The 11,870-nt window shown below is 52.3% G+C and carries 10 protein-coding genes and 1 riboswitch; of the genes, 6 read left to right on the top strand and 4 right to left on the bottom strand.

Features of this window, described 5'->3' with window-relative positions:
• The first annotated feature begins 422 nt into the window (after positions 1–422).
• The 4 genes from EnteroDNA1_RS06780 to EnteroDNA1_RS06765 all read left to right on the top strand — a co-directional run bounded on the left by EnteroDNA1_RS06780 (position 423) and on the right by EnteroDNA1_RS06765 (position 4,783).
• A complete protein-coding gene (locus tag EnteroDNA1_RS06780; RefSeq protein WP_033146007.1) occupies positions 423–1,562 on the top strand; it encodes a polysaccharide export protein in 1,140 nt (379 codons plus the stop codon).
• Positions 1,562–1,996: an arsenate reductase/protein-tyrosine-phosphatase family protein gene (locus EnteroDNA1_RS06775; RefSeq protein WP_033146006.1), complete on the top strand. Its 435-nt coding sequence runs from the start codon at positions 1,562–1,564 to the stop codon at positions 1,994–1,996. The genes EnteroDNA1_RS06780 and EnteroDNA1_RS06775 overlap by 1 nt, the downstream gene beginning before the upstream one ends.
• A 14-nt stretch (positions 1,997–2,010) precedes the next feature.
• Positions 2,011–4,191 (top strand): polysaccharide biosynthesis tyrosine autokinase, encoded by a 2,181-nt coding sequence (locus EnteroDNA1_RS06770; RefSeq protein ID WP_064672822.1) that lies wholly within the window; start codon positions 2,011–2,013, stop codon positions 4,189–4,191.
• 76 nt (positions 4,192–4,267) lie between these two features.
• Complete coding sequence (locus tag EnteroDNA1_RS06765) at positions 4,268–4,783, top strand: protein disulfide oxidoreductase (RefSeq protein ID WP_064672821.1); 516 nt, start codon at positions 4,268–4,270, stop codon at positions 4,781–4,783.
• A 36-nt stretch (positions 4,784–4,819) separates the two neighbouring features.
• Here EnteroDNA1_RS06765 and EnteroDNA1_RS06760 read toward each other — a convergent pair whose 3' ends face one another.
• The 4 genes from EnteroDNA1_RS06760 to EnteroDNA1_RS22545 form a co-directional block, all read right to left on the bottom strand.
• Positions 4,820–6,286 (bottom strand): pyridoxal phosphate-dependent decarboxylase family protein, encoded by a 1,467-nt coding sequence (locus EnteroDNA1_RS06760; protein WP_023312433.1) that lies wholly within the window; start codon positions 6,284–6,286, stop codon positions 4,820–4,822.
• An 18-nt stretch (positions 6,287–6,304) separates the two neighbouring features.
• Complete coding sequence (locus tag EnteroDNA1_RS06755) at positions 6,305–7,681, bottom strand: diaminobutyrate--2-oxoglutarate transaminase (RefSeq protein WP_014884533.1); 1,377 nt, start codon at positions 7,679–7,681, stop codon at positions 6,305–6,307.
• Positions 7,682–7,994: 313 nt separating this feature from the next.
• The gene (locus EnteroDNA1_RS06750; protein ID WP_045887888.1) at positions 7,995–8,429 is read right to left on the bottom strand and encodes a hypothetical protein; all 435 of its coding nucleotides are present in this window, start codon (positions 8,427–8,429) and stop codon (positions 7,995–7,997) included.
• A 210-nt stretch (positions 8,430–8,639) separates the two neighbouring features.
• Positions 8,640–9,515, bottom strand: a complete 876-nt coding sequence (locus EnteroDNA1_RS22545; RefSeq protein ID WP_231926989.1) for a YadA C-terminal domain-containing protein — start codon at positions 9,513–9,515, stop codon at positions 8,640–8,642.
• A 631-nt stretch (positions 9,516–10,146) separates the two neighbouring features.
• A riboswitch (TPP riboswitch) is annotated at positions 10,147–10,243 on the top strand.
• 35 nt (positions 10,244–10,278) lie between these two features.
• On the opposite strand from EnteroDNA1_RS22545, the gene thiM reads away from it, so the two are divergent.
• Both thiM and thiD read left to right on the top strand, forming a co-directional pair.
• Positions 10,279–11,049: a hydroxyethylthiazole kinase gene (thiM, locus tag EnteroDNA1_RS06740; RefSeq protein WP_069303071.1), complete on the top strand. Its 771-nt coding sequence runs from the start codon at positions 10,279–10,281 to the stop codon at positions 11,047–11,049.
• Positions 11,046–11,846 (top strand): bifunctional hydroxymethylpyrimidine kinase/phosphomethylpyrimidine kinase, encoded by an 801-nt coding sequence (thiD, locus tag EnteroDNA1_RS06735; protein ID WP_039263125.1) that lies wholly within the window; start codon positions 11,046–11,048, stop codon positions 11,844–11,846. Before thiM ends, thiD begins: the two co-directional genes overlap by 4 nt.
• Positions 11,847–11,870 lie beyond the last annotated feature (24 nt).

The following is an 11,870-nucleotide window of genomic DNA, read 5'->3' as shown; positions in this document are numbered from 1 at the left end:
AGTCCATTTTAAGTATCAACGCAGGGTATGTTTGAAAAAAAATGTAACAAAAGTGGACGGTTTTGTGTAGTCAAACTGGATGATGTTTATCATTGTGGTGAATATTTTCTGTGTTATGTATTTTTAATATTTATTATTTCATTCATTAATTCTAAAAATAACTTTCTAATTCAAAATTGGACTTCTATACGAATGCTTTCTCACTCAACAAGATTTAATATCGTCGTCGGGTGAAACGTACTCACTTACTTTTTAGAAGGCTGAGTATTCTCATTGTTTTTACTAGAGAGCTGATGGGTTGCGGTTAATTATGCCATAAACTCATGTTAAGGAAAATAAATAATTAAATTTCATGGTGTTAGCTCGAATCTCTTTGCAGGTTTAACAATAAACATAACGTTAAAAAACGAATATTTATATAAATGAAAAATATAACTGCGTTTTCTCTGTTATTTCTCACTGTTAGTCAGTTGGCAGGGTGTGTTTTTTCCTCAGGTCAGAACTTAAGCGTATCCGGGAAAAAAGTCATTTCTGTGGAAGAGAACAATTATCAGCTTGATAAGCGCGTGGAGATTTTTCCACTGACGCCGGGATTAATTGAAAAACTACTTCCGACCGTGTCGAAATCTCAGGCAAATCCTAATCTGGATGAGCAGATCAAAAACTGGGAATACCGTATTGGCACAGGCGACATCCTGACGGTCACCGTCTGGGATCACCCTGAATTAACGACGCCCGCGGGACAATATCGTAGTGCGAGCGATGCCGGCAACTGGGTCAACGCCGATGGTACGCTCTTTTATCCCTACGTCGGTAAGCTGCGGGTGGCGGGAAAAACGGTTTCACAGGTACGTGAAGAGATTACATCTCGACTGGATAAAGTCATTGAGAGCCCGCAGGTGGACGTCAGCGTTGCCGCCTTCCGTTCCCAAAAAGCCTATGTCACCGGAGAGGTCGAAAAATCAGGCCAGCAACCCATAACCAATATTCCGCTGACGGTGATGGATGCGGTTAACGCCGCTGGCGGTCTTTCTGCGGATGCCGACTGGCGTAACGTCGTGCTGACGCATGATGGCAAGGACTCCCGCCTTTCGCTCTATGCACTGATGCAGCATGGCGATTTGATGCAAAATAAGCTGCTTTATTCAGGCGATATCCTGTTTATTCCCCGAAACGACGCGCTGAAAGTGTTCGTGATGGGCGAGGTGGTTAAACAGAGCACGCTTAAGATGGATCGTAGCGGCATGACGCTGGCCGAAGCCCTGGGCAATGCCGGTGGGCTTAACCAAAATATGGCTGATGCAACCGGCATTTTTGTTATCAGGCAGGTAACGGAAAAAGGCGACACGGGCAAAATTGCCAACATCTATCAACTCAATGCGGAAGATGCCTCAGCCATGGTGCTGGGTACGGAATTCCAGCTGGAACCGTATGACATTGTCTACGTCACCACGGCACCGTTATCACGCTGGAATCGCGTGATCTCCCAGCTGGTGCCTACCATCAGCGGCGTCCATGACCTGACCGAAACCGTTCGTTACATCAGATCGTGGCCGCAGTAATGTTCCAGTCAATCTTAGTGGTCTGCACCGGCAATATTTGCCGTTCACCGATTGGTGAGCGGCTGTTGCGACAGCAATTACCCGGCAAGCAGGTGAACTCGGCAGGTATTTTGGGGCTTGAGGGGCATCCGGCGGATGCGGCTGCGCAGGCTGTGGCCCGGCGTCATGGCGTTTCGCTGGAGGGGCATATTGCCCGCAAGGTGACGCGTAACCTGTTGCAACAAGCCGATTTGATCCTGGTGATGGGGCCGGAACACCTCCGTTTCATTGCCACAATGGCCCCGGAGAACCGGGGAAAATCGCTGCTCTTTGGACAATGGCTGGACATCAGGGACATTCCCGACCCTTACAACAAAAGTCGTGAAGCCTATGAATATGTTTTCGAGCAATTGGGAAAAGCCAGTCAGGAATGGGCTCGTCGTTTGAGTCAATAAGGAATGATGCCGTTATGTCGTCTTCTAAATCAGAGAAATATAAGGCTGCGACACCGCAGAATAATGAGATCGATCTTCTTCAGTTGCTTGCTGAGATGTTTGATCACCGGATGACGATCGCGTGTGTCACGCTCCTGCTCACGGTATGTGCGGGGATATATGCGTTCAGCGCCACGCCAGTTTATCAGGCTGATGCCCTGATACAGGTTGAAGCGAAGCAGAATAACTCACTGCTCAAGAACCTGACTCCGTTCGGGCCCGATCTCTCACCTGACGTCGCGCCGGAACTTTTACTCCTTAAATCACGGATGATCCTGGGAGAAACCATCGATCAATTAGGGTTGACGTACTACGTCAGGCGGCGCGTGTTTCCCGTCATCGGGCCTTTGTTAGAATACGTGCAGGGACGTAAATCCGCTGAAATAACGATCGGCGCGCTGACTATTCCCCTTCTGGAAGGTAAGCCACAAACGCTTTTACTCACCGTACGGGAAAAAGGGCGATATCGTCTTGAGGGAAAAACGCTTGAAGCAGACGGCATCGTGGGGAAAACGCTGGTTAAAAATGGATTATCGCTTCTGGTGACATCCCTCAGCGCGGAACCAGGCACCCAATTTACCCTCGAAACCGTCTCAAGGCTTGACGCCATCAACGCCATTCAGAACAGGCTTACGGTTGTTGAGTCGGCGAAACAGAGCGGCATGATCGCATTAACGTTAATGGGTGAAGACCCCGCCAGGATCGCCACGGTACTTAATACCATTACTGAAAATTTTCTCAGCCAGAATATTGCGCGCCAGGAAGCGAAAGATTCCCGCAGCCTCACGTTCTTACAGGAGCAATTACCTAAGATCAGCCGGGAGCTGGATGAATCCGAAGCGAGACTGAATGCCTACAGAGAGCAACGCGATTCTGTCGACTTATCTCTGGAGGCAAAGTCAGTGCTTGATCAGGTGGTTAACGTGGAAAACCAGCTTAACGAACTGACGTTTCGCGAAGCAGAGGTTTCCCAGCTTTTCAAAAAGGACCATCCCACCTACCGTGCCTTGCGGGAGAAGAAACAAACGCTTGAGCGGGAGCGTGCGCGCCTGAATAACCGCGTCTCATCCATGCCTTCCACGCAGCAGGAAATCTTGCGCCTGAGTCGTGACGTTGAATCCGGGCGTACCATATATCTGCAGCTGCTGACGCGTCAGCAAGAGCTGAGTATATCGCGCTCCAGCGCTATCGGGAACGTGCGGATCATTGACCCCGCCATGACGCAGCCAGAGCCGATCAAACCGCGCAAAGCGCTAATTATCGTACTGGGTATGCTGATGGGGTTGATGCTCTCTGCCGGCATGGTTTTAATGCGCTCAGCCTTTAATCGGGGCATTACCTCGTCTGAACAACTGGAAGTGCAGGGGATACCGCTTCTGGCGACGCTTCCGCGCTCGGTGTGGCTCTGGAAAAAAACGCACCTGCGCAGGAAAACCCTGTTTGCTTCCCGATGGAAGCACAGGACGTCGAATGTTCCTTTTTTGCCCGTTGACCGCCCGGCAGATATGTTTGTCGAGGCGGTGCGCGGGCTGCGCACCAGTCTGCATTTTACCATGATGGATGCCACAAACCGGATCGTCGTAGTGTCTGGCCCCACGCAGGACTGCGGAAAGACGCTGGTCAGTACTTCACTGGCGTCGATTGCCGCTCAGGCCGGACAGCGAGTGCTGTTTATTGACGCTGATATGCGCAAGGGATATGTCCACAGTGTTTTCCAACTGCGCAATCATCGGGGATTATCCTGCGTGCTCGGAGGAGCCGTTGAGTGGCAGGAGGCGGTTCAACGCGTTGAAAAAGGCGGTTTTGATGTATTGACCTGCGGACCCCAACCTTCACATCCCGTTGAGCTGCTCATGAGTGAACGCTTCCAGGCCGTAATGTCGCAGATAGACAAACTGTATGACATCGTGATTGTCGACACCCCACCCGTGCTTGCCGTAACGGATGCCTTGCTGATAGCCAGAGCAGCGGCGACCACGCTTCTGGTCGCCCGCTTTGGTAAAACCAGCGTCAAGGAGATCGAGAACTGCCTGAAGCGTCTGCAGCAGATGGGTGTGCAGGTGAATGGCGCGATCCTCAATGATATCGTGAAATCGGCTGCGCTCTATTACAACTCGGGATATAGCCATTACGACTACGGTTATACCCAGGAGTAAACCTGACGCGACATTTCTTTATAGCGTGATGGCGTATTGCCCGTTAAGATGACCTTCGTTAAAACATGAGGTCACAATGGATAACCGCAAAATCAGTCGACTGCGCCGCTGGGTGCGGGAAGGGATCATATTCGTTCTGCTGACGCTGGCCGTAGTGTGGGGTGTTGATCGGTACCGAAAACCGACACTCCCCGCCAGTTTTAGTGCAACACCGATGCAGAGCATCGACGGCAATATTCACGATATCGCGGCGCTGAGCCAGGAACGCCCGCTGCTGATTTACGTCTGGGCCACCTGGTGCAGCATATGCCGTTACACGACGCCTTCCGTTAATCAGCTGGCAGAAGAAGGCGGGAACGTGGTGAGTATTGCCATGCGTTCCGGCGATAACGCAAAGCTTGCGCGCTGGGTTGAAAAGAAACAGCTGAAAATGCTGGTGATCAACGATGAAAACGGTGCGTTGTCGCAGCAGTGGCAGGTGAGCGTAACGCCGACGCTGGTCATTGTGTCGAAGGGTAATGTGGTCAGCACCACGACGGGCTGGACGAGCTACTGGGGTTTAAAATTAAGGATGTGGTGGGCAGGCGTTTAAAAATAACCCCTCTCCCGGCGGAAGAGGGGTGCTGTATTACTTAGCCAGAACTTCCTGCGCGGTGCGCTCAACCAGAGACAGCAGGATTTTAATATCTTCCAGCGTCACGGTTGGGTTCAGCAGCGTCAGCTTCAGGCAGGTGACGCCGTTGTGCTCGGTCACACCAACGTTCGCACGGCCGGATTCCAGCAGCGCATCACCAATTTTCTGGTTCAGCAGGGCGATGCCCGCGTCATCCATCTGCACCTGTCCGCGGAAGCGGAACAGAACGCTTGCCAGCTGTGGCTGCATAACCAGTTCCAGAGCAGGCTGCTCTTTCACGTAGGCCGCAACCTGCTGCGCCAGGGTCACGCCGTGATCGATGATCGCCGCGTATTGCTCCTGCCCCAGCGCTTCCAGGCTCATCCACAGCTTCAGCGCGTCAAAACGACGGGTGGTCTGCAGAGATTTTGACACCAGGTTAGGCACGCCGGCTTCTTCGTCGAACTCGGAGTTCAGGTAGGCCGCCTGATAGCGCATCAGCTCATAGTGACGCGCTTCTTTCAGCAGGAACGCGCCGCAGCTGATGGTCTGGAAGAACTGCTTGTGGAAGTCCAGAGTGACGGAATCCACCAGCTCGATGCCGTCCAGGTAGTGACGATACTGCTCAGACATCAGCAGCGCGCCGCCCCAGGCCGCATCAACGTGTACCCAGATGTTCTGCTTCGCGGCCAGCTCTGCAATCGCACGCAGCGGGTCGATAGCACCGGCATCGGTGGTACCTGCCGTTGCGACGATCGCCAGAATCTGCTCGCCGTTCGCGTTGCACTGTTCGATTTTCGCCGCCAGATCGGTCAGATCCATGCGGGAGAATTCGTCCGTTTTCACCTGCACGACGGACTGGTAGCCCAGACCCATCAGCGCCATGTTTTTCTGCACGGAGAAGTGTGCGTTTTCAGAGCACAGTACGCGAATTTTGCGCAGATCGCCGACCAGGCCGTCCTGCTGAACGGAGTGACCCTGACGCGCGAAGAACGCATCGCGAGCCAGCATCAGGCCCATCAGGTTGCTCTGGGTGCCGCCGCTGGTGAAGACACCTGCGTCGCCGGCCTGATAACCCACGCGGGTACGCAGCCACTCGATCAGTTTGATCTCGATAATGGTTGCGGACGGGCTTTGATCCCAGGAGTCCATACTCTGGTTAGTAGCGTTGATCAGCACTTCCGCCGCCTGGCTTACCACCAGGCTTGGGCAGTGCAGGTGCGCCACACACTGCGGGTGATGAACGGACAAGCTGTCTTTCAGGAAGAACTCCACGGCGCGTTCAATCGCCGCTTCGTTGCCCAGCCCTTTCGGGTTGAAATCCAGCTTAATACGGTCGCGCAGCTCTGCGACCGTTTTGCCCTGGTACATCTCAGGCTGTTTCAGCCACTGCATCACAGCCTGAGTGCTTTGTTCGATCGCCTGCTGGTAAGCTTCAATGCTCTGCGCAGAGGAGAACAAAATTGGGTTTGAATCAGACATCGTAATCAATAACTCCGGTTACGCCGGGCGAACGCCCGCAGCAAGCAGTGCCTGCTCAAATTTATCCAGGAAGATTTTCAGCTCTTCGTCGCTGATCAGCAGAGACGGCAGCAGACGCAGAACGATACCGTTACGGCCGCCGCGCTCCAGAATCAGACCGGCTTCGAAGCACTTCTTCTGAATCAGTGCAGACAGCTCGCCGTCGCCCGGGAAGCAGCCCATGTGGTCAGCGGCTTCGTGTGGCTTAACGATCTCAATACCGATCATCATGCCCAGACCGCGCACGTGGCCGATAACAGGATAGCGTTTCGCCATCTCTTTCAGCTGGCCTTTCAGCCATTCGCCCTGAGCGGCAACTTTGCCCGCGATGTTCTGATCTTTCAGGATTTTCAGCGTCGTCAGGCCGGTCGCCATCGCCAGCTGGTTGCCGCGGAAGGTACCGGTGTGGTGACCTGGTGCCCATGCGTCAAACTGCTTTTTAATACCGAGAACGGCCAGCGGCAGACCGCCACCTACGGCTTTAGACATCACGATGATGTCTGGCTCAATGCCCGCATGCTCGAAGGCGAAGAATTTACCGGTACGGGCAAAGCCAGCCTGAACTTCGTCGAGGATCAGCAGAATGCCGTGTTCCTGAGTCACTTTACGGATGCGCTGCAGCCACTCAGCCGGAGCCGGGTTCACGCCGCCTTCGCCCTGAACGGCTTCCAGAATCACCGCAGCAGGTTTACGCACGCCGCTTTCAACGTCGTTGATCAGGTTATCGAAGTAGTACGTCAGCGCTTTCACGCCCGCTTCACCACCGATACCCAGCGGGCAACGGTACTCGTGCGGGTAAGGCATGAACTGCACTTCTGGCATCATACCGTCTACCGCTTCTTTCGGAGACAGGTTGCCGGTCACAGACAGCGCGCCGTGGGTCATACCGTGGTAACCACCAGAGAAGCTGATGATACCGCTACGACCGGTCACTTTTTTCGCCAGCTTCAGCGCCGCTTCAACGGCGTCAGCACCGGATGGACCGGTGAACTGCAGGCAGTACTCTTTGCCCTGACCAGGCAGCAGAGAGAGCAGGTATTCAGAAAACGCGTCTTTCAGAGGCGTAGTCAGATCCAGGGTATGTAACGGCAAGCCGCTGGTAATGACATTTTGGATGCTTTTCAGCACATCAGGATGGTTATGGCCAAGCGCAAGGGTCCCTGCGCCTGCTAAACAGTCAAGGTATTCTTTATTATCTGCATCGGTGATCCACACGCCTTCTGCTTTAGTGATGGCTAAAGGCAGTTTGCGCGGATAACTCCTGACGTTAGATTCAAACTCGGCCTGACGGGCCAGATAGGTTTCGTTGCTTTTGTGGGCATCTACGGTGTCAATACGGACTTTATCCGTCATCATATCACTCCTACAACCGCCGCTTCGTTATGAGCCACGATTGAATAAAAAGTTAAAAAACAGATGGGGGCCTGAAAAAAACGCCGCCAATATAGAGCCTTTTGCCACGGGGCTCAATGGTTAATTTGTTTACTGTTTTGTGACATGGCGCTCAGGGGAGGGGATATCCCCTTTTTAAGAAAGAAAATTGCACTTTATGGTAAAGAAAAACAGACTGTTACGTGTGTTCTGCCCTGACTGTAAATTCATAAAAAAGAGTGTGACAAATCGTGCCATTCGCTGACCGAAAAGGAGGCAGACTGCCTCCTTGTTCGCTTTATTTCTGCGACACCTGCAAAATGCCGTGGTTACGCCCCGTCGTCTTATTCCAGGACGCCGCCGTAATGCCGTTCTCATCAATGCTTAGCGATATAACAAAACCATTACCGTGAATCTCATAGAAATGAGCATTCAGACGCTTAACGGTGGCCTTTTTGCCGTTAATGGTGGCGTTAAAAAAGCCATTTGAAATCGTGGCGTTAACCGCATCCGATGTAAAAGTGGCTTCACGCAAAGGGTCGTGGCCCGCAGCTGTTGAGTGCTGCGCCGCATTTTGGGCTTTTGTTTTGTGGATATCACAAGAGCCGTCATTCGCGTTCATCTCAGTACATCCTGAACGTTCTAATTGAGCACGATAATGCGCGTTAATCGCATGAGCCGGTGTTGTCGCTACCGTTAACATCAGTGCAATCCATATTAATTGAGTTTTCATGGCTAAACTTTTGTTCACCTTATAAAACGCACAGATAATAGGAGACGTACATCATGCCGATCCAAATACCGACGCCAATGAGCATCAGATACAGGGTCGCTGAAATAATGATATGTCTGAGCATGTTTTTTCTGTCATCGCTATTCTTGCCGGAGGCAAGCAGGTTATTAACTTAATGGCGTAAGTTAATAATGCTTAAGTTGTATTTCGTTAAAAGCCCATTCCGACGCCAACTGACGCTCCCATATTATTGGCGGTATCATCAGAGAAGCTCACTTTCGCGATCACATGTGAACTAAAGTTAACGGATGCCCCAACGGCAAGGGCGCTTTCACTATTGTATGTGGCTCCGCCAGCAGAGAACATAACATGCTGATTCGTTTGTACCTGCGGTAATCCAGCCATCGCCATGGCACCTGAAATACCGGCATTAGCTTGCTTCTTATTATTATCTACTTCATCGTGCAGTGATTTAAATTGCTGGTTGGTATTGTTATTCATTGCCTGTAACGTCTGTTTCGTTGCCAGCAGATCCTGTGCGGTGGCGGTAACTGCCTGGGTATTATTAGCCACTTTAGTTTGTGTTGCTGCGTCTACCTGCATGTGCGTCACGGTGGTCGTCACGCCATCTTTGCCATCTACGCCGTTAGTGGGTTTAGGGGCATTTTCCAGGCTGTCAAGACGGTTATCTTGCACTTTGTTAACGTTTTCCATATTGATAATTTCTGTGCCGTTCGTCATAACGCCCTGTAAAGCCGCATCGCTTTTTTGATTGGCGGTATCTGCAAGCGCACCAGCAAGCAAGGCTTTTTGGTAAGCGTCATTTGTGGCTTGCTCAATAACCAAAACACCTAATTTAGTGGATTGAAGGTCGCTATCCACCTGCGTTAAGCGATTTTCAGTTGAGAGATCGCGAGCAATGCTATCGACCCTGTTTTGCGTAATTTGGTCTTGATGGTCATTCACAATATCTGTGATTGATGCGTCATCCCAAACGGCAGCAGCAGCGTTGGTAATATTCACGGCGCTACCGGCGACCACCCCAAATACAAAAACAGGAATAACAGATTTATTGAAAATTTTCATTCGAAGGACTCACATCATTAACGTATTAAAAAACAAAATTAAGCAGAACAGTTTTGGCTTTAGTGGCATGTGGATATCTGTATTTCCATATCTCAATACAGGATATTCAATGCCCGGACCTTTTTTAGTAGCGTGAATAAACTATCGATTAAACCCAAATTGATGATTTTGATCTAAATCATAAATGATATGAATAAATGAAAGGGCAGGGTGCGGTATCGAGGAGGTTTATTTAATGTATACATTAACTTATGGATTATGCGATAAATCCAGGGGAGCGTTAAGCTATTGATCAAAGTACAAATGTTTAATAGAGTTAAATAAATTAATACTGTCTTATTCTTTCATGCGAAAGAAGTTTCCCTATCTTATAAAAGCGTAATGAGCACGTAATAAAAAATAAAAATAATAGTCTCAGTAAAAGTACGTAATAAAGTTTTTCAATAACGTATTAACAATTACTGAACCAGAATTAACTAAAGCGTAATAAATGTTGGCAAATAACGGGAAAGAGCGCCTGGAGATTTCCGCGGTGACAACGGCGTGATAAATCGAAACTCCTTGCGCCTGGCCTGGGGCCGCGGTTACACTACATAACGTTAATGAGTTTTATAACTCACTGTTTTAAAAGTGTTTTGACTCGGGGTGCCCTTCTTTGTGAAGGCTGAGAAATACCCGTATTACCTGATCTGGATAATGCCAGCGTAGGGAAGTCAGATGCCTTCCCGGTCATCGCTTCTTCACGCAAGGCAGGAGCGAACCCATGCAGCCTGACCTGCTCGATTTACACGTTTTACACCACTTCCGAACCCGTTCTCCGCTGACCCACTGTATGACTAACGATGTCGTACAGACCTTTACGGCCAACGTTTTGCTGGCGCTTGGCGCCTCACCCGCGATGGTGATTGAAGCCGAAGAGGCTGAACAGTTCGCCGCCATCGCCGATGCGCTGCTGATTAACGTAGGCACGCTGACCTCGCCGCGCGCCCAGTCGATGCGTCGGGCAATAGAAAGCGCGGTGGCGGCAGGCAAGCCCTGGACGCTGGACCCGGTTGCTGCGGGCGCCCTGACGTTCCGCACCCGTTTTTGCCATCAAATCCTTGCCCTGAAACCGGCCGCCATTCGCGGCAATGCCTCCGAGATTCTGGCCCTTGCCGGAATGAGCGCGGGCGGGCGCGGCGTCGATACAACCGATACCGCAGCCAGCGCGGTGCCCGCTGCACAGGCGCTGGCGCGCCAGACCAATGCCGTTGTGGTCGTCACCGGTGAGGTGGATTACATCACTGACGGGCAACGCACCCGCACGGTAACGGGCGGCGATCCGTTGATGACGCGCGTAGTGGGAACGGGATGCGCGCTTTCTGCCGTTGTGGCGGCGAGCTGCTCGCTACCGGGCGACCGGATGGATAACGTCGCTGCCGCCTGCGGATGGATGAAGCGGGCCGGAACGGTGGCCATTGCGCAGTCGCGTGGACCAGGCAGTTTTGCCAGCGCGTTTCTGGATGCGCTTTATACGCTGGAGGAGCAGGCATGAAGCGGATTAACGCCCTGACCATTGCCGGCACCGATCCCAGCGGTGGCGCGGGTATCCAGGCCGATCTCAAAACCTTCTCGGCCCTTGGCGCGTACGGCTGCTCGGTCATTACCGCGCTGGTGGCGCAAAACACGCGCGGCGTGCAGTCGGTCTACCGTATCGAGCCGGATTTTGTTGCCGCGCAGCTGGATTCAGTGTTCAGCGATGTGCGCATCGATACCACCAAGATCGGCATGCTGGCGGAGACGGATATTGTGGAGGCGGTGGCCGAGCGGCTTAAACGCTATCAGGTGCAAAACGTGGTGCTGGATACCGTCATGCTGGCAAAAAGCGGCGACCCGCTGCTCTCCACCTCCGCCGTGGAGACGCTGCGTACAAAGCTACTGCCGCAGGTGGCGCTTATCACGCCCAATCTGCCGGAGGCCGCCGCGCTGTTAGGCACATCGCATGCGCAAACTGAACGCGAGATGAAAGCGCAGGGAAACGCGCTGCTGGCGATGGGCTGCGGGGCGGTTCTGATGAAGGGCGGTCATCTGGATGATGCTGAAAGCCCGGACTGGCTCTTTACCCGCGACGGCGAAGTACGTTTTACCGCTCCGCGCGTGCAGACCAAAAACACCCACGGCACTGGCTGTACGCTCTCCGCCGCGCTGGCGGCGCTGCGCCCGCGGCATGAAGGCTGGGCCGATACGGTGCGCGAAGCGAAAACCTGGCTCTCGGCGGCGCTGGCAAAAGCCGATACTCTGGAAGTGGGTCACGGTATTGGGCCGGTTCATCATTTTCATGCATGGTGGTAACCCAGTATACTGGCAGGAAACACC

Origin of the sequence: Enterobacter sp. HK169 (genome assembly GCF_001719105.1) — a bacterium.
GTDB lineage: Bacteria > Pseudomonadota > Gammaproteobacteria > Enterobacterales > Enterobacteriaceae > Enterobacter > Enterobacter asburiae_B.
The sequence above is the reverse complement of the archived record's forward strand: the minus strand, read 5'-3'. Positions and strand labels throughout refer to the sequence as shown.

Excerpts from the sequence above, each read along its gene's own strand:
- thiM (WP_069303071.1), top strand. The coding sequence starts at position 10,279 with ATGCAGCCTGACCTGCTCGATTTACACGTTTTACACCACTTCCGAACC.
- EnteroDNA1_RS06755 (WP_014884533.1), bottom strand. The coding sequence starts at position 7,681 with ATGATGACGGATAAAGTCCGTATTGACACCGTAGATGCCCACAAAAGC.
- EnteroDNA1_RS06780 (WP_033146007.1), top strand. The coding sequence starts at position 423 with ATGAAAAATATAACTGCGTTTTCTCTGTTATTTCTCACTGTTAGTCAG.
- EnteroDNA1_RS06750 (WP_045887888.1), bottom strand. The coding sequence starts at position 8,429 with ATGAAAACTCAATTAATATGGATTGCACTGATGTTAACGGTAGCGACA.
- EnteroDNA1_RS06770 (WP_064672822.1), top strand. The coding sequence starts at position 2,011 with ATGTCGTCTTCTAAATCAGAGAAATATAAGGCTGCGACACCGCAGAAT.
- EnteroDNA1_RS22545 (WP_231926989.1), bottom strand. The coding sequence starts at position 9,515 with ATGAAAATTTTCAATAAATCTGTTATTCCTGTTTTTGTATTTGGGGTG.
- thiD (WP_039263125.1), top strand. The coding sequence starts at position 11,046 with ATGAAGCGGATTAACGCCCTGACCATTGCCGGCACCGATCCCAGCGGT.
- EnteroDNA1_RS06775 (WP_033146006.1), top strand. The coding sequence starts at position 1,562 with ATGTTCCAGTCAATCTTAGTGGTCTGCACCGGCAATATTTGCCGTTCA.
- EnteroDNA1_RS06760 (WP_023312433.1), bottom strand. The coding sequence starts at position 6,286 with ATGTCTGATTCAAACCCAATTTTGTTCTCCTCTGCGCAGAGCATTGAA.
- EnteroDNA1_RS06765 (WP_064672821.1), top strand. The coding sequence starts at position 4,268 with ATGGATAACCGCAAAATCAGTCGACTGCGCCGCTGGGTGCGGGAAGGG.